This window comes from Pseudomonas serbica (assembly GCF_028823535.1).
Taxonomy (GTDB): Bacteria; Pseudomonadota; Gammaproteobacteria; order Pseudomonadales; family Pseudomonadaceae; genus Aquipseudomonas; species Aquipseudomonas serbica.
This window is the reverse complement of the sequence record NZ_JAQIYM010000010.1, coordinates 1-24,755: the sequence shown is the minus strand read 5'-3', so window position 1 is coordinate 24,755 and position 24,755 is coordinate 1. Positions and strand designations below refer to the sequence as shown.

At 59.7% G+C, this 24,755-nt stretch carries 23 protein-coding genes; 11 read left to right on the top strand and 12 right to left on the bottom strand.

From position 1 onward, the window contains the following. Position 1: 1 nt before the first annotated feature. The 6 genes from NQL71_RS17385 to dksA all read right to left on the bottom strand — a co-directional run bounded on the left by NQL71_RS17385 (position 2) and on the right by dksA (position 8,183). Entirely contained in the window at positions 2 to 1,402 is a 1,401-nt protein-coding gene (locus NQL71_RS17385; protein ID WP_046815677.1) for a polynucleotide adenylyltransferase PcnB, read from the bottom strand. A 709-nt stretch (positions 1,403 to 2,111) separates the two neighbouring features. Next, positions 2,112 to 3,551 (bottom strand): sigma-54-dependent transcriptional regulator, encoded by a 1,440-nt coding sequence (locus NQL71_RS17380; RefSeq protein ID WP_046815676.1) that lies wholly within the window; start codon positions 3,549 to 3,551, stop codon positions 2,112 to 2,114. A 22-nt stretch (positions 3,552 to 3,573) separates the two neighbouring features. Beyond that, positions 3,574 to 6,528 carry a sensor histidine kinase gene (locus NQL71_RS17375; RefSeq protein WP_162488900.1) on the bottom strand — a complete coding sequence of 985 codons (2,955 nt, stop codon included), beginning with the start codon at positions 6,526 to 6,528 and terminating at the stop codon, positions 3,574 to 3,576. Further along, positions 6,512 to 6,688 (bottom strand): hypothetical protein, encoded by a 177-nt coding sequence (locus NQL71_RS17370; RefSeq protein ID WP_003176118.1) that lies wholly within the window; start codon positions 6,686 to 6,688, stop codon positions 6,512 to 6,514. Before NQL71_RS17370 ends, NQL71_RS17375 begins: the two co-directional genes overlap by 17 nt. Positions 6,689 to 6,765: 77 nt before the next feature. Beyond that, positions 6,766 to 7,662 (bottom strand): tRNA glutamyl-Q(34) synthetase GluQRS, encoded by an 897-nt coding sequence (gluQRS, locus tag NQL71_RS17365; RefSeq protein ID WP_274643061.1) that lies wholly within the window; start codon positions 7,660 to 7,662, stop codon positions 6,766 to 6,768. 77 nt (positions 7,663 to 7,739) lie between these two features. Beyond that, entirely contained in the window at positions 7,740 to 8,183 is a 444-nt protein-coding gene (gene dksA / locus NQL71_RS17360) for an RNA polymerase-binding protein DksA (RefSeq protein WP_046815673.1), read from the bottom strand. Positions 8,184 to 8,517: 334 nt separating this feature from the next. On the opposite strand from dksA, the gene NQL71_RS17355 reads away from it, so the two are divergent. Beyond that, on the top strand, positions 8,518 to 9,690 hold the full coding sequence (locus NQL71_RS17355) for a pyridoxal phosphate-dependent aminotransferase (RefSeq protein WP_046815672.1): 1,173 nt from the start codon (positions 8,518 to 8,520) through the stop codon (positions 9,688 to 9,690). After that, on the top strand, positions 9,690 to 10,403 hold the full coding sequence (gene sfsA, locus NQL71_RS17350; RefSeq protein WP_046815671.1) for a DNA/RNA nuclease SfsA: 714 nt from the start codon (positions 9,690 to 9,692) through the stop codon (positions 10,401 to 10,403). The genes NQL71_RS17355 and sfsA overlap by 1 nt, the downstream gene beginning before the upstream one ends. Here sfsA and NQL71_RS17345 read toward each other — a convergent pair. The 5 genes from NQL71_RS17345 to NQL71_RS17325 form a co-directional block, all read right to left on the bottom strand. Continuing rightward, complete coding sequence (locus tag NQL71_RS17345; protein ID WP_046815670.1) at positions 10,400 to 10,717, bottom strand: Rieske (2Fe-2S) protein; 318 nt, start codon at positions 10,715 to 10,717, stop codon at positions 10,400 to 10,402. The two genes, sfsA and NQL71_RS17345, sit on opposite strands and share 4 nt — an antisense overlap. 294 nt (positions 10,718 to 11,011) lie before the next feature. Then, positions 11,012 to 11,821, bottom strand: coding sequence for a Crp/Fnr family transcriptional regulator (locus NQL71_RS17340; protein WP_248686969.1), 810 nt, complete (start codon positions 11,819 to 11,821; stop codon positions 11,012 to 11,014). A gap of 16 nt (positions 11,822 to 11,837) precedes the next feature. Then, the gene (locus NQL71_RS17335; protein ID WP_007971093.1) at positions 11,838 to 12,110 is read right to left on the bottom strand and encodes a TfoX/Sxy family protein; all 273 of its coding nucleotides are present in this window, start codon (positions 12,108 to 12,110) and stop codon (positions 11,838 to 11,840) included. A gap of 243 nt (positions 12,111 to 12,353) precedes the next feature. Further along, complete coding sequence (locus NQL71_RS17330; protein WP_166618905.1) at positions 12,354 to 12,698, bottom strand: pentapeptide repeat-containing protein; 345 nt, start codon at positions 12,696 to 12,698, stop codon at positions 12,354 to 12,356. 91 nt (positions 12,699 to 12,789) lie between these two features. Further along, the gene (locus NQL71_RS17325; RefSeq protein ID WP_274643060.1) at positions 12,790 to 14,346 is read right to left on the bottom strand and encodes a bifunctional aminoglycoside phosphotransferase/ATP-binding protein; all 1,557 of its coding nucleotides are present in this window, start codon (positions 14,344 to 14,346) and stop codon (positions 12,790 to 12,792) included. A 115-nt stretch (positions 14,347 to 14,461) separates the two neighbouring features. Here NQL71_RS17325 and mrcB point away from each other — a divergent pair, with 115 nt between their 5' ends. From mrcB to NQL71_RS17310, 3 genes are read left to right on the top strand one after another with little or no spacing between them, the layout of a single operon-like run. Then, positions 14,462 to 16,783, top strand: coding sequence for a penicillin-binding protein 1B (gene mrcB, locus NQL71_RS17320; protein WP_274643059.1), 2,322 nt, complete (start codon positions 14,462 to 14,464; stop codon positions 16,781 to 16,783). A 16-nt stretch (positions 16,784 to 16,799) separates the two neighbouring features. After that, positions 16,800 to 17,534 (top strand): tetratricopeptide repeat protein, encoded by a 735-nt coding sequence (locus NQL71_RS17315; protein WP_046815665.1) that lies wholly within the window; start codon positions 16,800 to 16,802, stop codon positions 17,532 to 17,534. Next, positions 17,534 to 17,869, top strand: a complete 336-nt coding sequence (locus NQL71_RS17310; RefSeq protein ID WP_046815664.1) for a YqcC family protein — start codon at positions 17,534 to 17,536, stop codon at positions 17,867 to 17,869. Before NQL71_RS17315 ends, NQL71_RS17310 begins: the two co-directional genes overlap by 1 nt. Before the next feature lie 77 nt (positions 17,870 to 17,946). Here NQL71_RS17310 and NQL71_RS17305 read toward each other — a convergent pair whose 3' ends face one another. Continuing rightward, positions 17,947 to 18,372 carry a DUF4124 domain-containing protein gene (locus NQL71_RS17305; protein WP_077185868.1) on the bottom strand — a complete coding sequence of 142 codons (426 nt, stop codon included), beginning with the start codon at positions 18,370 to 18,372 and terminating at the stop codon, positions 17,947 to 17,949. Between the two features lie 396 nt (positions 18,373 to 18,768). Here NQL71_RS17305 and NQL71_RS17300 point away from each other — a divergent pair, with 396 nt between their 5' ends. The 6 genes from NQL71_RS17300 (at position 18,769) to msrQ (ending at position 24,748) form a co-directional block, all read left to right on the top strand. Next, positions 18,769 to 20,493, top strand: a complete 1,725-nt coding sequence (locus NQL71_RS17300) for an acetolactate synthase 3 large subunit (protein ID WP_020798578.1) — start codon at positions 18,769 to 18,771, stop codon at positions 20,491 to 20,493. Between the two features lie 2 nt (positions 20,494 to 20,495). Then, positions 20,496 to 20,987: an acetolactate synthase small subunit gene (ilvN, locus tag NQL71_RS17295; protein ID WP_003176102.1), complete on the top strand. Its 492-nt coding sequence runs from the start codon at positions 20,496 to 20,498 to the stop codon at positions 20,985 to 20,987. 45 nt (positions 20,988 to 21,032) lie between these two features. Next, positions 21,033 to 22,049: a ketol-acid reductoisomerase gene (gene ilvC / locus NQL71_RS17290; RefSeq protein ID WP_007909969.1), complete on the top strand. Its 1,017-nt coding sequence runs from the start codon at positions 21,033 to 21,035 to the stop codon at positions 22,047 to 22,049. 144 nt (positions 22,050 to 22,193) lie between these two features. Beyond that, entirely contained in the window at positions 22,194 to 23,051 is an 858-nt protein-coding gene (gene pssA / locus NQL71_RS17285) for a CDP-diacylglycerol--serine O-phosphatidyltransferase (protein WP_077185869.1), read from the top strand. Positions 23,052 to 23,114: 63 nt separating this feature from the next. Beyond that, entirely contained in the window at positions 23,115 to 24,128 is a 1,014-nt protein-coding gene (msrP, locus tag NQL71_RS17280; protein ID WP_077185870.1) for a protein-methionine-sulfoxide reductase catalytic subunit MsrP, read from the top strand. After that, on the top strand, positions 24,128 to 24,748 hold the full coding sequence (gene msrQ, locus NQL71_RS17275) for a protein-methionine-sulfoxide reductase heme-binding subunit MsrQ (protein ID WP_274643058.1): 621 nt from the start codon (positions 24,128 to 24,130) through the stop codon (positions 24,746 to 24,748). Before msrP ends, msrQ begins: the two co-directional genes overlap by 1 nt. The last annotated feature ends 7 nt before the right edge of the window (positions 24,749 to 24,755 follow it).

Genomic DNA, 24,755 nt, shown 5'->3' with positions numbered 1-24,755 from the left:
ATTACTCGCCCGTGGTACTCGATGCGTCCGCTGCGCGCTTGCGCTTGGAGCCGCCGCTGCGGCGACGTTTGCGTGGGCCGCCGGTGCCGTCGTCCTTGCCGCTGAGGTCACGAATCATGTCGCGACGTTCGCTGTCATTGGCATCCTGGTAGTCCGTCCACCATTCGCCCAGGCCATCGGTCTGCTCGCCGGCGCTTTCGCGCAGCAGCAGGAAGTCGTAGCCAGCGCGGAATCGTGGATTGTCCAGCAGCAGGTCGGCCCGTTTGCCGCTGCGCCGTGGCAGGCGCTCCTGCATGTCCCAGATCTCGCGGATCGGCAGGGTGAAGCGTTTCGGGATCGCGATGCGTTGGCATTGCTCGGCAATCAGTTCGTGAGCGGCTTCCTGCATCGCCGGGATCGGTGGCATGCCACGGTCCTGCAAACGCAATACGCGTGCCGGCAGGGCAGGCCAGAGCAGGGCGGCAAACAGGAACGCCGGGGTCACCGGTTTGTTCTGCTTGATGCGCAGGTCGGTGTTGATCAGGGCTTCGCTGATCAGGGTGTGGGTGTAGGTCGGGTTGTATTCCAGCGCCTCGGCGCTGGCCGGGAACAGTGGATCGAACAATTGCAGGTCGACCAGCATTTCAAAGGTGTCGGCCGCGTGACCGGACAGGAACAGCTTGAGCACTTCTTCAAACAGGCGGGCCGACGGGATCTCGCGCAGCATGGGCGCGAGATCGCGGATAGGCGCGGCGCTGTGTTTTTCGATGCCGAAATTCAGCTTGGCGGCAAACCGCACGGCGCGCAGCATCCGCACCGGATCTTCCTGGTAGCGCTGCTTGGGGTCGCCAATCAGGCGGATCAGTTGGTTGCGAATGTCGTGCACGCCGTTGGCGTAATCGAGGATGCGTTCGCTGACCGGGTCGTAGTACAGGGCGTTGATGGTGAAGTCGCGACGTTGCGCGTCTTCTTCCAGGGTCCCGTAGACGTTATCGCGCAGGATGCGCCCGCTTTCGTTTCGCGAGGATTGATTTTGATCTTCCTCTTCGTCGTTTTGCGGGTGATTGGCGCGGAAGGTCGCAACTTCGATGATTTCGCGACCAAAGTGGATATGCACCAGTTTGAACCGGCGGCCGATGATCCGTGCGTTACGGAATTCGGCGCGTACCTGTTCAGGGGTGGCGCTGGTGGCGACGTCGAAGTCTTTCGGCGTGATGCCGAGCAGCATGTCACGCACACAGCCGCCAACCAGATAGGCCTGGTAACCGGCGCCCTGCAGGCGTTCGACGATGTTCACCGCGTAACGGCTGAATTGCCCCTTTTGCAGCGAATGTTGACCGCTGTTGAGCACTTCAGGCGTGCTGCGAATGTGTTGCGTACGACGCACGGGAGTACGGAATGACTGGAACAGCTTCTTCAGCATGGGATGCACTGTTTGAAGGAATGTTCGGCCAAAAACGAAGAATGACCGCATGATGGGCGGGGATTCTAGCATTTAGTCGGGGGATGGTGTAGGACACAGCAGATTTGAGCTGTAGGAGCGAGGCGGGGCAGGCAAATCGCAGAAACTACAAGGGGAGCCGAAGCTCCCCAAGAAGTAGTTGCATGCTCTATTTTTGTTATTGGTTTCGGGCTTCTTGTTTTTGTTGAGTGCCCTCGCCATGAAGCTTTCCTTCATGACCCTCCCAATCGGGAGCCAAGAGCAAACGGATTGCTTTGGTCGCTGTGCTGCAGTGATCTTGCGATCCAACCAGTTCAGGCTCTGTCTTAAGACAGTTTTTTGTTGTTCTCGGCCTGGTCGTGGGGCAAGCCCCAAATACAACGCCTCTCCAAAAGAATCAGTTAGCTGCGCCTCTCGCCGTCTTGTTTTTATTGTGCGTGAGTCGATACGTCTTATTTTTATTGTCTTGTGCATTGCTTGTTATTGTTCTTGTACCAAACATATAGCAGGGTGCGTGCCAACTTTTGCGAACCCCAGTAAAACAAGGGGTTAGGCGGATGGAGGGGGTAGATGAGGGCCAAAAAAAACCGGGGCTTCGTTACCGTAAGCCCCGGCTTCTGTTACGTGAAAAACCTGAGGTAACAGTTTTTTCACAAAATCATGTGTTACCCGCACATGAGACAGGTGGGGTTCAGCTTTCGCTGGCCACCCCGGTTTTGCGCCGCGGGATGCCCAGGCGCTGACGGCGTTCCCACAGGCATTTGCGACTGACCCCGAGTTTGCGCGCCAGCTCTGTTTCGGTCATGTGATCCTGATGCTCAAGCACGAAGTGCTGGAAGTAGTCTTCCAGGGACAGGTCTTCGGTCGGCTCATGATTGTTGTTGCCGGCATTGCCGCCGCCCTGTTGCGGAGGCAGGCCGATGAACTCGTCGTCTTCCAGGTCACCCAGTTCGATGTCGATGCCCAGCAGCTCGGCGGAAATTTCCGCGCTCTCGCTCAGGATGACAGCCCGCTCGACCGCGTTTTCCAGTTCGCGAACGTTGCCTGGCCACGAGTAGTGACGAATGGCTTGCTCGGCGTCCGCGGCGAACCTCAGGTCTGTACGGTTGATCCGAGCGCTTTGGCGCGCCAGGAAGGCGTTGGCGATTTCATTGACGTCCGCGCCGCGCTCGCGCAGGGCGGGCAGTTTCAGGGCGATCACGTGGAGTCGGTAATACAGGTCTTCACGGAACTGGCCGATCTTCGCCAGGCTCTTGAGGTCGCGGTGGGTCGCGGCGATCAGGCGCACATCGACTTTCTGCGACTGGACCGAGCCCACTCGACGAATTTCACCTTCCTGCAACACGCGCAGCAGGCGCGCCTGGGCCTCCAGTGGCAGCTCACCGATTTCATCGAGGAACAGGGTGCCGCCATCCGCCGCTTCCACCAGGCCGGCACGGCCGGCGCTGGCGCCGGTGAATGCGCCTTTCTCGTGGCCGAACAGTTCCGACTCGATCAGGCTTTCCGGAATGGCCGCGCAGTTCACCGAGATCATCGGCGCCTTGGCCCGCTTGGAGAGGTTGTGCAGGGCACGCGCCACCAGTTCCTTACCGGTACCTGATTCGCCCTGGATCAGGACATTGGAGTCGGTCGGCGCAACTTTGCGGATCTTGCCATACAGGTCCTGCATCGGTGGGCACGAGCCGATGATGCCGATTTCACCGTTGCTGTTGTCGCTACCGGGTTTTGCCGCGCCATTGCCGGCTTTGGCGGCAACCGGTTCGACACTGGCTTGCGCCGATTGCCGGTCGCGCAGGATGCGTGCGACGGCCTGGAGCATTTCGTCATGATCGAAAGGCTTGGCGATGTAATCCACCGCGCCCATCTTCATCGAGTCCACCGCCGAGCGCAGGCTGGCGTAGCTGGTCATGATCAGCACCGGAGTGCCCTGGCCCAGCTTGATCAACTCGGTGCCCGGCGCGCCCGGCAGGCGCAGGTCACTGACGATCAGGTCGAACGTGGGAATGGTGAAGCGTTCTTGTGCTTCCTGCACTGAACCGGCTTCGCTGACCTGGTACTGGTTGCGTTCCAGCAGGCGGCGCAAGGCGGAGCGGATAATGGTTTCGTCTTCGACGATCAAAATGTGCGGCATTGATTCGATACTCTCGACGGTCTCAGTTCACAGCGGACGTCGCTTCGACATGACGCGGTAAAGTCACCCGGATCCGGGTGCCGCGTTGGCTCTGTACATCAGCCGGGCTGTCGATGGTGATTTGTCCATAATGCTCTTCAACGATGGAATAGACCAGTGCAAGGCCCAGACCGGTACCTTCACCCGGGTCCTTGGTGGTGAAGAAGGGTTCGAACAATCGGTCCATGATGCTCTGTGGAATTCCGCTGCCTTCGTCTTCCACGATCAGATCGACCGTGTGTTCGCCGGCTTCGCTTTTGACCCGCACCGCGCTGCCGGGGGGCGAGGCGTCGCGGGCGTTCGAGAGCAGGTTGATCAATACCTGGGCGAGCCGCTGCGGGTCGCCTTCGACCCAGTGGTCGGGATCGCACAGGTTGTAGAACTGCACTTCGAAATTGCGCCGGTTCAGGGCCAGCAGGCCGATGGCATCCTGCGCCACTTCCGCCAGACAAACGGGTTCGTCGCTGTGCTGGTGGCTGCCGGCGTGGGCGAAGCTCATCAACGATTGCACGATGCGCGACACGCGCTTGGTCTGTTCGAGGATCTGCCCGCTGATTTCCTTGAGTTCGCCGTCTTCCTCGCGCTCTTCGCGCAGGTTCTGCGCCAGGCAGGCAATGCCGGTGATCGGGTTGCCGATTTCATGGGCCACGCCCGCAGCCAGGCGACCGATGCTGGCCAGGCGCTCGGAATGCACCAGTTTGTCTTCGAGCATCTGGGTTTCGGTCAAGTCTTCCACCAGTAGTACCAGGCCACTGTTGCCTGGTGCGAGCGGCTCGTCGATCGCCGCCTTGTGCAGGTTCAGCCAGCGGGTCTGGCCGTCGAGGGCCAGGTGCTGTTTGTGCAAGTGCTCATCCGGCACGTTGATGAAGCCTTGCAGCAGCGCTTTCCACGGGTCGGCAATGGTGCTCAGGCGCGAACCGACCACGCGCTGCGCGGCGATCCCCGTCAGTTCCTCCATGGCTTTGTTCCACATGAGGATTTCCTGGTCCTTGGCCAGCGAGCAGACGCCCATCGGCAACTCCTGCAGGGTCTGGCGATGATAACGGCGCAGGGCATCGAGTTCGGCGGCCAGGCCGGTCAGGCGCGAGTGGTAGTCCTCGAGGCGGCTTTCGATGAAGTGGATGTCTTCGGTGACATAGTTTTCACCGCCGGCCTTATAGGGCAGGAACGTCTCGACCATGTCCTGGGCCACGCTCGGTCCCATCAGGCCGGAGAGATTGGCTTCGATGCGGTCGCGCAAGCGGCGCAGGGCGTACGGCCGCCGTTCGTCGAAGGGCAGGTAGAGATCGCGCAGGGCCTGCTCGACTTCCTTCTGCGCGGCCTTGGCACCCAGCGGTTTGGCCAGCTGGGTGGCGAACTCCTGGGGCGAGGCGGCATGCAGCTCCCGGCGTTGCGGGCGGCGCACGTTGTCCACGGCGCAGGCTTCGGCGGCGCTGGCTTCTTCGGTGCTGGCATTGGTGAACAGCGAAATCAGGGTGAACATCAGCACGTTGGCGGCCAGGGAGGCGATCGCGGCCATGTGCCAACTGGTGTCGTCGAGCACGTAGATCATGTTCAACAACGGTATATAGAAGCCCTGCAGGTTGCCGACCAGCGGTAGCAGCATGGTCACCAGCCACACCAGGATCCCCGCCAGCAGCCCGGCAATGAAGCCGCGACGGTTGGCGGTCGGCCAATACAGTACAGACAGCACGCCAGGCAGGAACTGCAGGGTGGCGACGAAAGCGACGATGCCGAGGTTGGCCAGGTCCTGCTCGGCACCCAGCATCAGGTAGAAGCCGTAGCCAGCCATGATGATGGCGACGATCAGGGCCCGACGGGTCCACTTCAACCAGCGGTAGATGTTGCCTTCGGCCGGTGGCTGGTAGAGCGGCAGCACCAGGTGGTTCAGGGCCATGCCGGACAGGGCCAGGGTGGTGACGATGATCAGGCCGCTGGCGGCGGACAGGCCGCCGATATAGGCCAGCAATGCCAGGGCCTTGCTGTTGGCAGCGATGCCGATACCCAGGGTGAAGTATTCCGGGTTGGTGGTGGCGCCGAGTTTCAGGCCCGCCCAGAGAATCAGCGGTACCGCCAGGCTCATCAGCAACAGGAACAGCGGCAAGCCCCAGCTCGCGCTGACCAGCGAGCGCGGATTGAGGTTTTCGGTGAAGGTCATGTGGTACATGTGCGGCATGACGATCGCCGAGGCGAAGAACACCAGCAGCAGCGTACGCCAAGGGCCTTCCTGCAATGGCGTGTGCAGCGCGGCGAGGGCGGTCTGGTTTTGCAGCAGCCACAGCTCCAGCTGTTGCGGGCCGTCGAATACACCATACAGCGCATAGAGGCCGACGCCGCCCAGGGCGATCAACTTGATCACCGACTCGAAGGCAATTGCGAACACCAGGCCTTCATGTTTTTCCCGGGTGGCGATGTGCCGGGAGCCGAAGAAAATCGTGAACAACGTGATCAGGGCACAGAAACTCAGCGCCACGCGATGCTGTACCGGCTCGCGGGTGAGGATGCCGATGGAATCGGCGACCGCCTGGATCTGCAGCGCCAGCAGGGGCAGAACCCCGACCAGCATGAAAACCGTGGTCAGCGCGCCGGCCCAGGTGCTGCGAAAGCGGAACGCAAACAGGTCGGCCAGGGACGAGAGTTGATAGGTGCGGGTGATCTTCAGGATTGGATACAGCAGCACCGGCGCCAGCAGGAATGCGCCGGAAACGCCCAGGTAGCTGGACAGGAAGCCGTAGCCATACTGATAGGCCAGGCCCACGGTGCCATAAAAGGCCCAGGCACTGGCATAGACCCCCAGCGACAGGGTGTAGGTCAGCGGGTGGCGAATGATCGCCCGCGGGATCATGCCCCGTTCGCTGACCCAGGCCACGCCGAACAGTACCGCCAGGTAGGCGGCGCTGATCAGGATCATCTGGGTCAGGCTAAAGCTCATCGGCATCTTTTTGGCTCTGCAGGATGAAGGTCACGACGATCAGGATCAGCCAGAGCAGATAAGGGCGATACCAGGCGCCCGTGGCGTCGATCCACCAATCCATGATGGCCGGGGAAAACAGGTAAATCCCCACTACCAGGAGCAGGACCAAGCGATAGATGTACATCCCGGCCTCTCTTTTTTATGCCCGTGCCCGAAAACGTGCGGCGATGGTAACGGATGGGCGCGCCACTGCAAGTACGATCACTGTAGCTGTGCCTCAGGCAGGCTCAGTGTGCGCGGGATCAACAAGGCGTCCCAGTGGGCGATGCCCCAGTCCAGCACTTCCCGTGGCGTGGCGCAGGCCAGCTCGGTTCCCGGTTTCTGTCCCAGTGCGCGTAACGCCCGCAGCAACAGTGGCGTTGCCTGATCTTCGGTCAACGGCGGCGAACGGTAGGATTTACCGAGTTTGTTGCCGTCTGGCTGGGTAATCAGCGGGATATGCAGGTAACGGGGTTGAGGCAGGCCGAGCAGTTCTTGCAGGTAGAGTTGGCGGGGTGTGGAGTCCAGCAGGTCGGCACCGCGAACGATGTCGGTAATGCCCTGCCAGGCATCGTCCAGGACCACGGCCAATTGATAGGCGTAGAGCCCGTCGCGGCGGCGGATCACAAAATCGCCGACTTCGCGTCCCAGGTGTTGGCGGTATTGACCCTGCACCCGGTCGAGGAAGTGATATTCCAGTTCCGGTACGCGCAGGCGGATGGCCGCACCATCAGTGCCATGGCCGGCATTGCGGCACAGCCCCGGATAAATCCCGTGATACGGCTCCAGCTGTTTGCGCGAACAGGTACAGGCGTAGGCCAGGCCCTGATTGAACAGGCGATTGAGCGCTTCGGCGTAGGCCTCGTGGCGATCGCTTTGGCGAACCAGGTCGCCATCCCACTCGAAGCCGTAGCTTTCCAGAGCCTTGAGTATGGCCGCCTGGGCGCCGGGTTCTTCACGGGGCGGATCCAGGTCTTCCATGCGCATCAGCCAGCGGCCACCCACTGAGCGGGCGTCCAGGTACGAAGCCAGTGCCGCGACCAGCGAACCGAAATGCAGGTGGCCACTGGGCGTGGGGGCAAAACGCCCGATATAGGCGGGGGAGGTGATGGCGGTCATGAATGCATTTAAAGCCAAAAAAACATCAGAAACAAAAACGGAGCGTTCGCACGCCCCGTTCTTCGTTCAAGTCGCGATTATTTGCCGACTTGCTTTTCCTTGATTTCTGCCAGTGTCTTGCAGTCGATGCACAAGTCAGCGGTAGGACGTGCCTCGAGGCGCTTGACGCCGATCTCGATGCCGCAGGACTCACACCAGCCGTACTCTTCGTCTTCGATCAGCTGAAGCGTCTTGTCGATCTTCTTGATCAACTTGCGTTCACGATCGCGGGCGCGAAGCTCGAGAGCGAACTCTTCTTCCTGGCTGGCACGGTCTGCCGGGTCCGGGAAGTTGGCCGCTTCGTCCTTCATGTGGTCCACAGTCTTGTCGACACCTTCCATCAGCTCTTTTTTCCACTGATTCAGAACCTTGGTGAAGTGCTTGCGCATGGGCTCGCCCATGTACTCTTCGCCAGCTTTCTGAACATAGGGCTCGAAGCCGCTGATCGTCTGATTCGCTTGTTGCTTTGCTTGGGTGGACATGAAATAGACCGCCTCTACTCTTGTAATCCATCTGCGCAGGATTGCTCCATCACCGGCACCTGCCGGCCCTGCGGCTGCAAGCGGGCGAACTTACCAGATCAAATCAGACCGCGCTACTCCCGGATGTCGAGGGCGCAGCCCGCGGTGCTTGCAAATGATGGCAAAGCGTTGCCTGGTGGCTCTGGAGTCCTGCTCAATTAATGATTTTAGTCAAACCTGGGGCACTCGCTCAGCTCGTTTGCGGCCTGGGTCATATGGCCTCTGACCGCTTTAGGTTCTCGCTCGTTCCTGCGCTTGGGTAGAATCGGTTCTTTTCCCTGTTGAAGGAAGGCCAATGGCTCAGTCCTACAGTGCCCGCAGCCGCGCGATCGAACCTTTCCATGTCATGGCGCTGCTGGCGCGGGCCAATGAGTTGCAGGCTGCCGGTCATGATGTGATCCACCTGGAAATCGGCGAACCGGACTTCACCACCGCCGAGCCGATCATCCGTGCCGGGCAGGCTGCGCTGGAAGGGGGCAAGACGCGTTACACCGCTGCCCGCGGCATTCCCGAGCTGCGTGAGGCCATTTCGGGCTTTTATCAGCAGCGTTATGGCTTGAACATCGACCCGCGCCGCATCCTTATCACGCCTGGGGGGTCTGGTGCGTTGCTGCTGGCCAGCGCCTTGCTGGTCGATCCTGGCAAACACTGGCTGTTGGCCGACCCGGGTTACCCGTGCAACCGGCATTTCCTGCGGCTGGTGGAAGGCGCCGCGCAGCTTGTCCCAGTTGGGCCCGACGTGCGTTATCAGCTGACGCCGGATCTGATCGCCCGGCATTGGGATCACGACAGCGTGGGTGCGCTGGTGGCATCCCCGGCCAACCCGACCGGTACGATCCTCACTCGCGACGAACTGGCGGGTCTCTCCCAGGCCATCAAGCAGCGCCATGGTCACTTGGTGGTGGATGAGATCTACCATGGCCTGACTTATGGCACCGATGCGGCCAGCGTGCTGGAAGTCGACGACAGCGCCTTTGTCCTGAATAGTTTTTCCAAGTATTTCGGCATGACCGGTTGGCGTCTGGGCTGGCTGGTAGCGCCGGACGCGGCGGTGAGTGAGTTGGAAAAGCTCGCTCAAAATCTTTACATCAGCGCGCCCAGCATGGCCCAGCATGCGGCGTTGGCCTGTTTTGAGCCGGCCACCATTGCGATCCTGGAAGAGCGTCGCGCCGAATTCGGTCGTCGTCGGGATTTCCTGCTGCCGGCCCTGAGAGAGCTCGGTTTCGGTATCGCCGTCGAACCGGAAGGTGCGTTCTACTTGTACGCCGATATCAGCAAGTTCGGCGGCGATGCCTTCGCGTTCTGCCGTCATTTCCTCGAAACCGAACATGTCGCGATTACCCCGGGGTTGGACTTCGGCCGCTATCAAGCCGGGCACCACGTACGGTTTGCCTACACCCAAAACCTCGAACGCTTACAGGAAGCGGTGGAGCGTATCGGTCGTGGCCTGCGGAGCTGGCAAGGCTGATGCGTTTTCATCCCCCTCTCGAAGAAGGTCGGCTGATTCGCCGTTACAAGCGTTTTCTCGCCGACATCGAAACCGTCGATGGCGAATTACTGACCATTCACTGCCCGAACACGGGCTCGATGCTCAATTGCCAGGTGGAAGGCGGGCAAGTGTGGTTCAGTCGCTCCAATGATCCCAAGCGCAAGTTGCCCGGCACTTGGGAAGTCGGCGAGACCCCGCACGGGCGCTTGTTCTGCGTGAATACCGGACGGGCCAATGGCTTGGTGGAAGAGGCGCTGCGGGCGGGCGTCATCAGCGAGTTGAACGGCTTCACCGAGCTTAAGCGCGAAGTGGCGTACGGTCAGGAAAGCAGTCGCATCGATTTTCGCCTCGATTACCCGGGCGGGCCAGCGTACGTGGAAGTCAAAAGTGTCACGCTGGGCTATGACGGCACGCTCGTGGCGGCGTTTCCCGACGCGGTGACCCAGCGTGGGGCCAAGCATTTGCGCGAATTGGCGCATCTGGCTCGGGACGGGATTCGCGCGGTGCAATTGTATTGCGTCAATCTCACTGGTATCGAAGCCGTGCGTCCGGCTGAAGAAATCGATCCGGCCTACGCCCAGGCCCTGCGCGAGGCCGTGGCGTGCGGAGTGGAAGTGCTGGCCTACGGCGTAAGCCTGAGCCATGAAGAGATGGTGGTGGACCGGCGCCTGGACGTGTTGCTCGGGGGCTAGAGGCTGATCCAGATTCCCTGGGCGTCCTCGCGGCTATCGACACGGCTCAGCGATTGCCCCGCGCACGGGCCGGCGACACATTCGCCGTCCTCGATCAGGAACAGGGCGCCATGGGTCGCACACTGGATCAGGCTGTTGCTGGGATCCAGGAACTGGTCAGGGTTCCATTCCAGGCCGACCCCTCGGTGCGGGCAACGGTTGATGTAGACATAGACCTGGCCGCCCCGGCGCACGGCGAAAAGCTTCTGGCCGTCGATGTCGAAACCGCGGCTGCTGGCCTCGGCCAGTTCAATGCCGGTACACAAAAATTTCATGCTGGTCCTCAAATGACGCCCTTGCCCGGTGCGAGCAGTACTCAGGTGCTCAGGATACTTGGCGCAGCGCCGGATGACTTTTGCACAGGCAAAAAAAGACCCGGCAAGAGCCGGGTCAAATAACCGTGATTAGCCTGATGAGGAGATAATCTGAGAGTCCGAACCAAGGGCTTTCCAGAAAATCGACCAGTCTCGCGACCAGTTGTGATAATCATATCGATTCTCATTACCAAGTCAACAGGTGATTTCCCATTTGTTTGATTCGTGTCGCACGCACGTTCCAATTCCTTGTATTTACTGGGTTCTGCCTGTCGTTTTCAATGCCATCAGTTGTGTTACCTGTTTATTCAGCAAGTCGATTCTGCGGGCCATGCTCTCGATCAGGCTGCCGGCAATCTTCGGATTGCTCTGGGTGAGGCTCAAAAACTGATCCTTGGGTATGCGCATGATGGTGCTCGGTTCGGCGGTGATGACCGTGGTATTGCGTTTCTCGCCGGTAAACACCGCCATGGCGCCGAAAATCTCGTCCTTGGGCACGTCGCCCACTTTGAATCCATCGACGAACGCTTCGGCGTGACCCTCAATGATCACGAATACGTGGTCCGCCTCATCGCCCTGACGGATCAGCGTTTCGCCGCTGGCGACTCGCTGGAAGCCGTTGGTGGCGCGAAACTCTGGCTGCTTGAGTCGTGCCACGGCATCGGACAGCAGGGCGGTCTGGCCCGCCATGTACTGCAGGAACAGCTCCGAGCGGGCCGGGTCGGCATAGATATGCTGGAACACCTGGGATCGAAGGTAGGGCGTCAGCGCCAGGGGCGTCTTGCTGCACAAGCGACAGCGCGGCAGGCCAGCGTCCTGACGCAGGCCGATCAGGTCGCCCTGGCGCAGGTAGAACAGTGCGCGATCATCGATACAGCCGTGCAGCCGGCCGATATCCAGCACGTACAGTTGGTCGCTGGGCAGCGCGGCAGCGAGGTCGTCGATGGCGGGAAACTCGATGGCGGGCCCACTCGGTGCCAAACCCTGCAGCAGTCTGGCGGGAATGTTTTGCAGTCGATTGATCAGTGTTTCGGCGTAAGCCGGTTGTTCCCCAAGTAAGTACATGGCGAGCGGTACTCGTTCAATTCTTGTGGCGGGACGAGATGGCTTCGAGTTGTTTGTTCAGGGCTTCCTTGCGTTCGGCGGGAATGTCGTTCCAGTGCACGTCCATCAGCGCGCCTTCGATCGCGTACAACAACACCTTGGACGCCCGAAACCCGCGCGTGCGCACGGCCCGATAAGCATCCACCGCCCCCAGGCGACGCAAGTCCGAGGCGCTGTGGATGCCCACGGCATGCAGCCACTGCGCCGACGTCTTGCCAAGATTTTTCAGGTGTTGCAGTTCATCATTCATCAAGCCTCCTTGCGATGGCCGAATGGTGCGTGGGCAAGCTTCTGAGGAGTGTAGCCATCAGTAGGAAAAGCGTGATTCTTTGCTCGTTTTTGACGCAAATGCTTCTAAGCGGCGGCAGGCACGGGTGCTTCGAAAAGCGCCGATAAGGAAGGGTATAGCCATTAAAAATGCGAATTTCAGCGCGAAAAAGCCCGTAGTCAAGCGCGAGGCGAGGGCGCTGGACTTGTCAATTTAGACGGGTGCTCAGCGGGTGCGATAACGCAGGCGCGTACCGAAGTTCATCGACATCAGGATTTCGTCGGCGCTCAGCTCCGCCGGAAAGTAGGCGCCGGATATCTGAGCGTGGGCGAGGCTCGCACCTTCAAGCGAAGCATTGCGAAAATCAATGCCGCGCAAATCGGCTGAGCGAAAGTAGGCGTCTGTGAAGTCGATGCCGTCGGCATTCAACTCGCGCAGGTCCAACCCGCGAAAATCACCACCGACCATGTCGATAGGTCCTTGCTCTGGGCGCTCTTTGTTGAAGCCAGCGATGTCGTCTTTGTGCAGCAAGGCATAAAGCGGGGTATCGAGCAGTTTCGGCTGGCTCATGGCGTGTCACCTGTTGGATTTATGACGCCAGTATAGGGCCACTATTTGACAGCCGTGAAGCCGGAGCAGGCTCCACGGCTGAAATGCTTCCTTATAGTCCGGGCAGGCGCTGGCGAATCTGTTCCACTACTGTGTCAAGGGTTCCGCTTTCGTTGGTCTGCACGCGTTTGCTGCAGAGTATTTCTGCGGGCGTCAATGCCTCGCGGCTGGCTTGCTGGGCTTCGATCACGGCCAGAGTGGCGTCGGACGGATCCTTCTGGTCGGCCTGGCGCAGGGCCAGCCAGCTCTCGATCACCGCTTGCGGGGCATTGCAGTCAAGGATCAGGAACGGCGCGCCGGTGGCCTCGGCCACTTTCGCCGCGCTGTCGCGCTGCGAATGCTTGAGGTAAGTGGCATCGACCACCACCGGGAACCCGGCGTGCAGGATCACCGCGGCAATTTCGTGCAGGCGCTGGTAGGTTGCCGCGCTGGCATCAGCACTGTAAATGCCGGCCTGCAGGTCGTTGGTGACGGTTTGCTCGCCGAACAGGCGTTTGCGTTCCACGTCGGAGCGCAGGCGAATGGCTCCCAGGGCTTCCACCAGGCGCATGGCAACGTGGCTTTTGCCAACGGCGGAAACACCGTGGGTGATGGCCATGAAGCGCGAAGGGATGGTGCTGTAGCTTTCCGCCAGGTTGGCGTAGTTGCGATATTGGCGCAGTGTCGTGGCGCGCTGTACCGGGGTCGCCTCGGCCGGCATGCTGAACAGGCTGACCTTGGCGCGAACCAGTGCGCGGTAGGCTTTATAGAAGTTCAGCAGCTCCAGGCCCTGGTAATCGCCGGTCAGCTCAAGGTATTGGCTGATGAATCGACGGGCCAGGCACTTCAGGCCGCGGTCTTCCAAGTCCATCGCCAGGAAGGCGGTGTCGGCGTATACGTCGGTGAAGCGGAACGGTTCGTTGAATTCGATGCAGTCGAAGATCACGACACGGCCGTCGATCACTGTTGCGTTGCCCAAGTGGATGTCACCGTGGCATTCGCGAATAAACCCTTCGGCCTTGCGTTGGGCGAACAGTGGCTTGAGGCGTTCGAAGCTGCTTTCGGCCCAGGCCAGCAACGCATCCAGCTGCAGCAGGTCGGCCTTGTCGCTGAGGAAGGGGCGAATCTGCTCGAAGTTTTGTCGCACCGGTGCCATGACACTGTCCGGGGTCCCGGCTTCGTGTTCTGCCGGCACTCGTGGTGCGTCAAGGTGGAAACGGGCGATCTGGTCAGCCAACTGGTCGATGTGCGCAGGCGTCAATTCGCCGTTGGCTTGCAGTGTGCTGAGCAATCCGTCCTGCCCAAACTGGCGCATTTTCAGCGCGTACTCGATGACCGGGCCCTCACCGCCCAGTTGCGGCGCTTCGGCGCTACCGGTGATCGGCAACACTTCGAGGTAAAGATCCTGGGTCAGGCGCTGGTTCAGGCGCAGCTCTTCGGCGCAGAAATGCCCGCGAGCCTCAAGGGTGGTGAAGTCGAGGAAACCGAAGTTCATCGGCTTCTTCACTTTATAAGCAAAGGGGCCGGTAAGCACGACCCAGGAAATGTGGGTCTCGATGACCTTGAATCCATCTACAGGATGCGGGTAGAGGGCCGGATTTTGCAGGGCGGCGATCAGGGACTGGCTCACAGGCGATCCTTAAGAGTCGGAAAAAATTCAGGTCGTCATTATGGCGTCTAGCCAGCCTAACGCAAACTCGCGGGCCTCCTGTTGAGTATGAATAAAGTGCGTATAATCCGCCGCCATGACTCGTACTCGATCCCCCCGTACCCCAAAGAAACCACCCTCCAAAGGCCTGCGGCCCTGGATGGGCTGGGCCCTTAAACTCAGTCTGGTCGGCCTTGTGGTGCTGGCCGGGTTCGCCGTTTACCTCGATGCCATCGTGCAGGAGAAGTTCTCCGGCAAGCGCTGGACCATTCCGGCCAAGGTCTACGCGCGTCCGCTCGAGCTGTTCGTCGGACAAAAGCTGAGCAGGGACGATTTTCTCACCGAGCTCGATGCCCTGGGCTATCGCCGTGAAAGCGTGGCCAATGGTCCGGGCGCGGCTTCGGTCAACGGCAATACCGTCGATCTGAATACCCGTGGCTTCCAGTTCTATGAGGGCATGGAGCAGGCGCAACCCGTGCGTGTGCGCTTCTCGGGTGACTATGTGGCCGAACTATCGTCGACCAAGGGCGCGAAGCTGTCGGTAGTGCGCCTGGAGCCGCTGCTGATCGGCGGCCTGTACCCGAAAAACCTCGAAGACCGGATCCTGATCAAGATCGACCAGGTGCCGCCGTATCTGCTCGACACGTTGGTCGCTGTCGAGGACCGTGATTTCTATCACCACTTCGGCGTCTCGCCGAAGTCGATTGCCCGGGCGATCTGGGTCAACGGTTCGTCGGGCCGCATGCGCCAGGGCGGTAGTACCCTGACTCAACAGCTGGTCAAGAACTTCTACCTGACCAACGAGCGTAGCCTGAGCCGCAAGCTTACCGAAGCGATGATGGCGCTGCTGCTCGAACTGCACTACGACAAGCGTGAGATCCTCGAGGCTTACCTCAACGAAGTGTTTGTCGGCCAGGATGGTCAGCGCGCGGTGCACGGTTTCGGGTTGGCCAGCCAGTTCTTCTTCAGTCAGCCACTGGCCGAGCTCAAGCTGCATCAGGTGGCCTTGCTGGTGGGCATGGTCAAGGGGCCTTCCTCCTACAACCCGCGCCGGTATCCGGAGCGGGCACTGGAACGGCGTAACCTGGTGCTCGATGTGCTGCAGGAGCAGGGCGTGGCCACGGCCGAGCAGGTCGATGCAGCGAAGAAAATGCCGCTGGGCGTGACCAAGCGCGGCAGCCTGGCGGACAGCTCGTTCCCCGGCTTCCTTGATCTGGTCAAGCGCCAGTTGCGCGAAGACTACCGCGACGAAGACTTGACCGAAGAGGGGCTGCGGATCTTTACCAGTTTCGATCCGATCCTGCAGATGAAAGCCGAGGCCTCGGTCAACGACACGTTCAAGCGCCTGTCCGGTCGCAAGGGTTCGGATGATGTCGAGGCCGCCATGGTCGTGACCAACCCGGAAACCGGCGAGGTGCAGGCGATGATCGGCAGTCGCCAGGCCAGCTTTGCCGGTTTCAACCGGGCACTGGACGCGGTACGACCGATCGGCTCGTTGATCAAGCCGGCGGTGTATCTGACGGCGCTGGAAAAACCGAGCCAGTACACATTGACCAGTTGGCTGTCAGACGAGTCTTTCTCGGTCAAGGGCGCGGACGGCCAGGTGTGGAAGCCGCAGAACTATGACCGCCGTTCCCATGGCACGGTGTTCCTTTATCAAGGGCTGGCGCATTCCTATAACCTGTCGACGGCGCGCCTGGGTCTGGCCGTAGGCGTGCCGAACGTGCTCAAGACAGTTGGACGCCTGGGTGTCAGCCGCGAGTTCCCGGCCTTCCCGTCGATGTTGCTGGGCGCTGGCGGCATGACCCCGATCGAAGTGGCGACCATGTACCAGACGCTCGCCAACGGTGGTTTCAATACGCCAATGCGTGGGATTCGTAGCGTATTGACGGCCGAAGGCGAGCCGCTCAAGCGCTATCCGTTCCAGATCCAGCAGCGTTTCGACCCGGCGTCGATCTACCTGATCCAGAGTGCCATGCAGCGCGTCATGCGTGAGGGTACGGGCAGCTCGGTTTACAACGTGTTACCAAAGACCTTGAACCTGGCGGGCAAGACCGGCACCAGTAACGATTCGCGAGACAGCTGGTTCGCCGGGTTCAGTCAGGACCTGTTGGCGGTGGTCTGGCTGGGGCGCGACGATAACGGCAAGACACCGTTCACCGGTGCTACCGGTGCATTGCAGGTCTGGACCAGCTTCATGCGCAAGGCCGACCCGTTGCCGCTGGACATGCCGCAGCCGGATAATATCGTTCAGGCCTGGGTCGACTCGCGAACCGGTCAAGGTTCCGACGCCGGTTGCCCGGGTGCCGTGCAGATGCCGTATATTCGCGGCAGCGAACCGCCTCCCGGTGCCGCTTGCGGTGGCGAAAGCCCTTCCGGCGAAACGGTGATGGATTGGGTCAAGGGCTGGATGAATTAAGCAAAGAGGGTTTCAAGTGAACAAGTGGTTGATTCCAGCGGTTACCGCCGTGGCTTTGCTCAGCGGTTGCTCCACGGTCCAGCGCGGCTCGATTCCGGTGGTGGACTCCGGCACCAAGGTTTCCAATAGCGAGCGCGTTTCGGCGAACGGCGGATACCGTCAGACGACGGTACAGCGTCCTGTGCAATCCCAGACCCAGGCGATTCCACAAGGTGATACCGGTGTAGTCGTGATGGTGCCAGGCGGTGGTGCGGTGACGTCGGCACCGATCAGCACCAGCCCTATCACTCCGGGTCCGATTACCCCGGGGCCGATCGACACGTCGCCGGTTCAGTCCGCGCCGGTCAATCAGGGCAGCTACAGCATGCCTTCGACGCCGAGCGGGATTCCGTCTGCCAGTTCCGGTGGCCTGTCCGCCGACGAGCAACTGGACGGTCCGGTACTGGCCCTGTTGACCACCGCTCAGCAGCAACAGTCCAGCGGTGATCTCAATGGCGCCTCTTCCAGCCTTGAACGCGCCCAGCGTGTGGCCCCGCGTGAGCCGCAAGTGCTTTATCGCCTGGCACAAGTTCGCATGGCTCAAGGCGATGCGCCGCAAGCCGAGCAATTTGCCCGCCGTGGCCTGACCTTCGCCAACGGGCGGCCGGCACTTCAAGCCAGCCTGTGGGAGCTGATTGCCCAGGCGCGTGAGAAGCAGGGTGATTCCGCGGGCGCGGCACTGGCTCGTCAAAAAGCCAAGGTTACTTCGTGATGGATGCACGCTTTCTTCAAATCGCCGATCAGCTGCTGTTGATCGAACGTGAGTTGCGAGTGCAAGGGTGGTGGGACGAGGTCCCGCCATCCGCTGAAGCGCTGTCCAGTGTCGAGCCATTTTCGGTCGATACGCTGGACTTCGAGCAGTGGCTGCAATGGATCTTCCTGCCGCGCATGAAGATGATCCTCGAACAGGATCTGCCATTGCCGAACGCATCGGGTATCCAGGAGATGGCAGAAATGGTCTTTGCCGGGCGCAATGTCCAGGGCAGGGATCGTCAGCTGCAGGTGTTGCTCAAAGAGTTCGATCAACTGATTACCGCCTCCCGCTGAACGCCGGCCCCCTAATAGGGGCAAGCTTGCTCACGATGGCGGTGTAACATTCAACGGATCCATTGAATGTTGTGCCCTCATCGTCGGCAGTTATTCGCAATCTGTTTCTGCGTTTCACCGATGCGTTCCTGGCGTTGGGAGTCATCCAGGCGCCGCATCTGGCCATCCACTTCCTCCCTCAAGCGCGGATTATTCTGCAACTGCGCCAGGTTCGTTCGTGCCTGTTCGCAAAAAACCTTCAACTGATTCTGTTGCTCGGCCACCTGCTGCTTGACCGACTTGTCGATGGCCTGCTGGTCGCCAATGGCGCCGCTGTGCGCGGCGTTGCCAGGTTTGCCAGAGGGGGAGGCGGGCGTGACGATGGTCGTGGATGGCTGATCCCTGGGTGGTTGCGCATCGAAATGGGTAACGCCCTGGGCGTCGACCCACTGGTAAATCTGCGCCGCCATGGACAGCGGGCTGAGGATGGCCATCAGGCCGGCGATGAAGAAGTGCGTACGCATGCCAATTCCTAGTCAAAAGTTGCGCAATTGAAGCTAACACACTGGGTGTTTACAGGTTTTTTCTTGCGTTCTCATGTGGTTAGTAGAATAAACCTCATAGACGACTTGACTTGCAGGGGACGAAACAGAAGAATCCAAAGTCCGCTGTAGAGGGACTGCCAGAAGCAGACCCACTCGGCAGATCATGAGGCGCACATCCGCGCCGACCTGTTACACCCGCAACGCGTTACCTCGCGCTGGGTGGGAAAGGCCCGCAACACTTGGGACGATCCCAATACTTGCTCAGTCAGTGCTGACGTAGTCGGCGACCACCGTCGCTCATGCTCTGCTGAGAAGTAAACCTATTAAGACCCGTCCTTTTGTGGGCGGTATTCTGGCGTTTTAGAGGTGAACAACGTGGAGCTTTTATCTGGCGGTGAGATGCTCGTCCGCTTTTTGCGTGACGAAGGCGTCAAATATATCTACGGGTACCCGGGTGGTGCTCTTCTTCATGTCTACGATGCCCTGTTCAAAGAACCGGAAGTGACCCACATCCTGGTTCGTCATGAGCAGGCTGCGACTCATATGGCTGACGGCTACGCCCGTGCCACCGGTAAAGCCGGCGTGGTACTGGTGACCTCCGGCCCGGGCGCAACCAACGCTATCACCGGTATCGCCACGGCCTACATGGACTCCATTCCGATGGTGGTGATTTCCGGCCAGGTGCCGAGCACCATGGTCGGTACCGACGCCTTCCAGGAAACCGACATGATCGGTATCTCCCGGCCGATCGTGAAACACAGCTTCATGATCAAGCACGCGTCGGAAATCCCGGAAGTCATGAAGAAAGCCTTCTACCTGGCGCAATCCGGTCGTCCTGGTCCTGTCGTTGTCGATATCCCGAAAGACATGACCAACCCGGCCGAGAAGTTCGAATACGTCTTCCCGAAAAAAGCCAAGCTGCGCTCCTACAGCCCGGCCGTACGTGGCCACTCGGGGCAAATCCGCAAGGCGGCAGAAATGCTCCTGGCGGCCAAGCGTCCTGTGCTGTATTCGGGCGGTGGCGTCATCCTGGGGGGTGGCTCCGCGCCGCTCACCGAGTTGGCGAAAATGCTCAACCTGCCAGTGACCAACACCCTGATGGGCCTGGGTGGCTACCCTGGCACCGACCGTCAGTTCATCGGCATGCTGGGCATGCACGGCAGCTACACCGCCAACCTGGCGATGCACCATGCTGACGTGATCCTGGCCGTCGGCGCACGTTTCGACGACCGCGTCATCAACGGCGCATCGAAGTTCTGCCCGAACGCCAAGATCATTCACATCGACATCGACCCGGCTTCGATCTCCAAGACCATCAAGGCCGATGTGCCTATCGTGGGTCCGGTCGAGAGCGTCCTGACCGAAATGGTCGCGATCCTCAAGGAAATCGGCGAGACCCCGAACAAGGAGTCCGTTGCCAGCTGGTGGAAGCAGATTGACGAGTGGCGCGGCGACCGCGGCCTGTTCCCTTATGACAAGGGCGACGGCAGTGTCATCAAGCCGCAAGCCGTGATCGAAACCCTGTGCGAAGTGACCAAGGGCGATGCTTTTGTTGCGTCCGACGTGGGCCAGCATCAGATGTTCGCGGCGCAATACTACAAGTTCAACAAGCCGAACCGCTGGATCAACTCCGGTGGCCTGGGCACCATGGGCTTCGGTTTCCCAGCAGCCATGGGCATCAAGTTGAGCTTTCCGGATGACGACGTCGCCTGCGTAACGGGCGAGGGCAGCATCCAGATGAACATTCAGGAACTGTCGACCTGCCTGCAATACGGTTTGCCGGTAAAAATCGTCATCCTGAACAACGGTGTACTGGGCATGGTTCGCCAATGGCAGGACATGAGCTACGGCAGCCGCCATTCTCATTCCTACATGGAATCGCTGCCTGATTTCGTCAAGCTGGCAGAGGCCTACGGCCACGTTGGCGTGCGCATCACCGATTCGAAAGATTTGAAGTCGAAGATGGAAGAGGCGTTCGCCATGAAAGATCGCCTGGTGGTGATCGATATTTCGGTCGACACCAGCGAGCACGTCTACCCGATGCAGATCAAAGACGGCTCCATGCGCGATATGTGGCTGAGCAAGACGGAGCGTACTTAATCATGCGGCACATAATTTCCTTGCTTCTGGAAAACGAACCTGGCGCTTTGTCTCGTGTAGTCGGCCTGTTCTCGCAGCGCAACTACAACATTGAAAGCCTGACCGTGGCGCCAACCGAAGACCCGACCCTGTCGCGTCTGACGCTGACCACTGTTGGTCACGATGAAGTCATCGAGCAGATCACCAAGAACCTGAACAAGCTGATCGAAGTGGTCAAACTGGTCGACCTGTCGGAAAGTGCTCACATCGAGCGCGAACTGATGCTGGTCAAGGTCAAGGCCACCGGCGCCCAGCGCGCCGAGATCAAGCGCACCACCGATATTTACCGTGGACAGATCGTCGATGTCAGTGCCAGCGTATATACCGTTCAATTGACCGGTACCAGCGACAAGCTCGACAGCTTCATCCAGTCCATTGGCACCGCCTCGATCCTGGAGACCGTCCGCAGTGGCGTCACCGGTATCGCCCGCGGCGACAAAGTACTCAGCATCTAAACCAAATTAGCGAATGGCCTGAACGGCCTGATAGAGGGGAAATTCATGAAAGTTTTCTACGATAAAGACTGCGACCTGTCGATCATCCAGGGCAAGAAAGTTGCCATCATCGGTTACGGTTCCCAGGGTCACGCTCAAGCGTGCAACCTGAAAGACTCCGGCGTTGACGTGACTGTTGGCCTGCGCAAAGGCTCGGCCACTGTTGCCAAGGCTGAAGCCCACGGCTTGAAAGTGACTGACGTTGCTTCCGCTGTTGCTGCTGCCGACCTGGTCATGATCCTGACCCCGGACGAGTTCCAGTCTTCCCTGTACAAGAACGAAATCGAGCCGAACATCAAGAAAGGCGCCACCCTGGCCTTCTCCCACGGCTTCGCGATCCACTACAACCAGGTTGTTCCGCGCGCTGACCTCGACGTGATCATGATCGCACCGAAGGCTCCAGGCCACACCGTACGTTCCGAGTTCGTGAAAGGCGGCGGCATCCCTGACCTGATCGCTATCTACCAGGACGCTTCGGGCAACGCTAAAAACGTGGCACTGTCCTACGCAGCTGGCGTGGGTGGCGGTCGTACCGGCATCATCGAAACCACCTTCAAGGACGAGACTGAAACCGACCTGTTCGGCGAACAGGCCGTTCTGTGCGGCGGTACCGTTGAACTGGTCAAGGCCGGTTTCGAAACGTTGGTTGAAGCTGGCTACGCGCCGGAAATGGCCTACTTCGAGTGCCTGCACGAACTGAAGCTGATCGTTGACCTCATGTACGAAGGCGGCATCGCCAACATGAACTACTCGATCTCCAACAACGCCGAATACGGCGAGTACGTGACCGGTCCGGAAGTCATCAACGCCGAGTCCCGTCAGGCGATGCGCAACGCCCTGAAACGTATTCAGGACGGCGAATACGCCAAGATGTTCATCAGCGAAGGCGCTACCGGCTATCCTTCGATGACCGCCAAGCGTCGTAACAACGCCGCGCACGGTATCGAAGTCATCGGCGAGCAACTGCGCTCCATGATGCCGTGGATCGGTGCCAACAAGATCGTCGACAAAGCCAAAAACTAAGTCGAGCGCTTGTACGAAAAACGCGGCTTAGGCCGCGTTTTTTCGTTTGGGTGACCGGTTCTGGTATAAAGCTGCATCGTTTGCGGTCGAACCGTCGTCCCAGACACCTGTCGAAACTTTCCACCCTGTTGCAAGGTAATGTCCATGAGCGAACGTCCCGAAGAGCCAAACCAGGCCTCTGACGCCGAAAGCCTGCTGCCCATCGATGAGCATGTCGAAGAAGGGCATGATGCTGAAGGCCGTAAAGTCCGGCATCGTGGTATCTATCTTCTGCCGAATCTGTTTACCACTGCGAACCTGTTCGCAGGTTTCTATTCCATCATCAACTCGATGAGTGCACAGGCTGCCTTGAGCGCTGGTGACTCGATCGGTGCGAGCAAGTACTTCGCGTTTGCCGCCATTGCGATTTTCGTGGCCATGGTACTCGACGGCCTCGATGGCCGTGTTGCCCGCATGACCAATACCCAGAGTGCCTTTGGTGCCGAGTACGACTCGCTGTCGGACATGGTCGCCTTTGGCGTGGCGCCGGCATTGCTCGCCTTTGGCTGGGCCCTGGGCGACATGGGCAAGGTCGGCTGGATGGTCGCCTTCATCTATGTAGCGGGCGCGGCGTTGCGCCTGGCGCGTTTCAATACCCAGGTCGGTACCGCCGACAAGCGCTATTTCATCGGCCTGGCCAGCCCGGCCGCCGCCGGGGTGGTGGCGGGGATTGTGTGGGCGTTCAGCGATTACGGCATCCAGGGTTCCAAGATGTCCTTCCTGGTTGCTCTGATGGTAGCGGCGGCCGGCATGCTGATGGTCAGCAACATCAAGTACAACAGCTTCAAGGAGCTGGACCTGAAAGGGCGCGTACCTTTCGTGGCGATCCTGGCCGTGGTGTTGGTGTTTGCCGTCGTGTTCAGTGATCCGCCGCGTATCCTGCTCCTGGTTTTCCTCGGTTACGCAGCCTCCGGGCCGGTGCAATACCTGTTACATCTTCGTCGGCGCAAAAGCGCCGAGTGATGTAATTTCCCTCATACTCCGCAGTACGTTGGTGCGTCTGTTCTCCAATGCTGCGGAGTAGCCATGCTGATCAAAGTCCCAAAAGCGTCCGACTGCCATGAGTCGGACGTCACGCCTGAACCCTTCTATCTTTCCAGGCGCCATGTATTGGGCGCTGCCGTGGCCGGATTGGCTGTGAACAGCCTGCCTCGATGGGCTGTGGCCGCTGAAGCGGCGCGTTACCCTGATGTCGAGCCTGGCAAGGCACCTTCCTGGTTTGACGAAAAGCTTCCTGCCACCCGGTGGGGAGCCGTCAGCGTGAAGGATGAAGCGATCACACCGTTCAAAGACGCAACGCACTACAACAACTTTTATGAGTTCGGTGCCGACAAGGGGGACCCGGCTGCCAATGCCGGTGCGCTGAAGACCGAACCCTGGAGCGTGGTCGTGGACGGGGAGGTGGGCAAGCCGGGGCGGTATGCACTGGAAGACTTCATGAAGCCTTATCAACTGGAGGAACGCATCTACCGTCTGCGTTGCGTGGAGGCATGGTCGATGGTGATTCCATGGATAGGCTTTCCCATTTCGGCGTTGCTTAACCAGGTAGAGCCCACGTCAAAAGCCAGGTTTATTCGTTTCGAGACCCTTCAAGATCCCAAGAGCATGCCAGGGCAACGGTCAGGGTTTGCCTTGATCGACTGGCCTTATGTAGAAGGGCTGCGATTGGACGAGGCAATGAATCCGCTGGCAATACTGGCGGTGGGGATGTATGGGCGTGAGTTGCCAAATCAGAACGGGGCGCCCCTGCGTTTGGTGGTGCCATGGAAGTACGGGTTTAAAAGCATCAAGTCCATTGTGCGGATAAGCCTGGTGAGTGAGCAGCCAAAAACCACCTGGCAGAGTATTGCCTCGGATGAGTACGGCTTCTACGCAAACGTGAACCCTGAGGTTGATCACCCGCGCTGGACCCAGGCCCGCGAGCGCCGATTGCCGAGTGGCCTGTTCAAGCCGAATGTGCGTGACACGTTGATGTTTAATGGCTATGCGGATGAAGTCGCTTCTTTATATGCAGGGCTCGATCTGCGGAAGAACTATTGATGCGATATCCGCTCTGGCGTACAGGGGTTTTCGTTTCTGCGATGGTGTGGCCGCTGCTTTGGTTGTACCAGGCCTGGCAGGCTGTACTGGGTCCTGACCCTGGCAAGGTGTTGGTAGACCGGTTGGGGTTGGGGACGCTTGTACTGTTGCTCATCACATTGAGCATGACGCCGCTGCAAAAGCTCACCGGTTGGGCGGGGTGGGTTGCCGTCCGGCGGCAACTGGGGCTTTGGTGTTTTGCTTATGTGGTCCTGCATTTGAGCGCTTATCTGGCATTTATCCTTGGCTTCGACTGGTCGCAGCTTGGTGTCGAGTTGCGCAAACGTCCGTATATCATTGTTGGGGCCTTGGGTTTCTTGTGTTTGCTGGCGTTGGCGTGCACGTCCAATCGATACAGTCAGCGGCGGTTGGGAGTCCGCTGGAAGAAGCTGCATCGCCTGGCTTATTTGATTCTTGTGCTCGGATTGCTGCATATGCTCTGGATAGTGCGCGCCGATCTGAAGGAGTGGGCTATCTATGCATCGATAGGTGCGTTGCTGTTAATGATGAGGTTGCCGCTGGTTGCTCGGCGAATCCCGCGTTTAGTGGCTAAAAAGGGCTCTTCTGCCAAAAAGGCCTAATTAGTGG

Excerpts from the sequence above, each read along its gene's own strand:
- NQL71_RS17375 (WP_162488900.1), bottom strand. The coding sequence starts at position 6,528 with ATGCCGATGAGCTTTAGCCTGACCCAGATGATCCTGATCAGCGCCGCC.
- NQL71_RS17310 (WP_046815664.1), top strand. The coding sequence starts at position 17,534 with ATGGATGCACGCTTTCTTCAAATCGCCGATCAGCTGCTGTTGATCGAA.
- NQL71_RS17340 (WP_248686969.1), bottom strand. The coding sequence starts at position 11,821 with ATGTACTTACTTGGGGAACAACCGGCTTACGCCGAAACACTGATCAAT.
- dksA (WP_046815673.1), bottom strand. The coding sequence starts at position 8,183 with ATGTCCACCCAAGCAAAGCAACAAGCGAATCAGACGATCAGCGGCTTC.
- NQL71_RS17385 (WP_046815677.1), bottom strand. The coding sequence starts at position 1,402 with ATGCTGAAGAAGCTGTTCCAGTCATTCCGTACTCCCGTGCGTCGTACG.
- mrcB (WP_274643059.1), top strand. The coding sequence starts at position 14,462 with ATGACTCGTACTCGATCCCCCCGTACCCCAAAGAAACCACCCTCCAAA.
- ilvN (WP_003176102.1), top strand. The coding sequence starts at position 20,496 with ATGCGGCACATAATTTCCTTGCTTCTGGAAAACGAACCTGGCGCTTTG.
- NQL71_RS17355 (WP_046815672.1), top strand. The coding sequence starts at position 8,518 with ATGGCTCAGTCCTACAGTGCCCGCAGCCGCGCGATCGAACCTTTCCAT.
- NQL71_RS17370 (WP_003176118.1), bottom strand. The coding sequence starts at position 6,688 with ATGTACATCTATCGCTTGGTCCTGCTCCTGGTAGTGGGGATTTACCTG.
- sfsA (WP_046815671.1), top strand. The coding sequence starts at position 9,690 with ATGCGTTTTCATCCCCCTCTCGAAGAAGGTCGGCTGATTCGCCGTTAC.
- gluQRS (WP_274643061.1), bottom strand. The coding sequence starts at position 7,662 with ATGACCGCCATCACCTCCCCCGCCTATATCGGGCGTTTTGCCCCCACG.
- pssA (WP_077185869.1), top strand. The coding sequence starts at position 22,194 with ATGAGCGAACGTCCCGAAGAGCCAAACCAGGCCTCTGACGCCGAAAGC.
- msrP (WP_077185870.1), top strand. The coding sequence starts at position 23,115 with ATGCTGATCAAAGTCCCAAAAGCGTCCGACTGCCATGAGTCGGACGTC.
- msrQ (WP_274643058.1), top strand. The coding sequence starts at position 24,128 with ATGCGATATCCGCTCTGGCGTACAGGGGTTTTCGTTTCTGCGATGGTG.
- ilvC (WP_007909969.1), top strand. The coding sequence starts at position 21,033 with ATGAAAGTTTTCTACGATAAAGACTGCGACCTGTCGATCATCCAGGGC.
- NQL71_RS17345 (WP_046815670.1), bottom strand. The coding sequence starts at position 10,717 with ATGAAATTTTTGTGTACCGGCATTGAACTGGCCGAGGCCAGCAGCCGC.
- NQL71_RS17380 (WP_046815676.1), bottom strand. The coding sequence starts at position 3,551 with ATGCCGCACATTTTGATCGTCGAAGACGAAACCATTATCCGCTCCGCC.
- NQL71_RS17330 (WP_166618905.1), bottom strand. The coding sequence starts at position 12,698 with ATGAGCCAGCCGAAACTGCTCGATACCCCGCTTTATGCCTTGCTGCAC.
- NQL71_RS17335 (WP_007971093.1), bottom strand. The coding sequence starts at position 12,110 with ATGAATGATGAACTGCAACACCTGAAAAATCTTGGCAAGACGTCGGCG.
- NQL71_RS17305 (WP_077185868.1), bottom strand. The coding sequence starts at position 18,372 with ATGCGTACGCACTTCTTCATCGCCGGCCTGATGGCCATCCTCAGCCCG.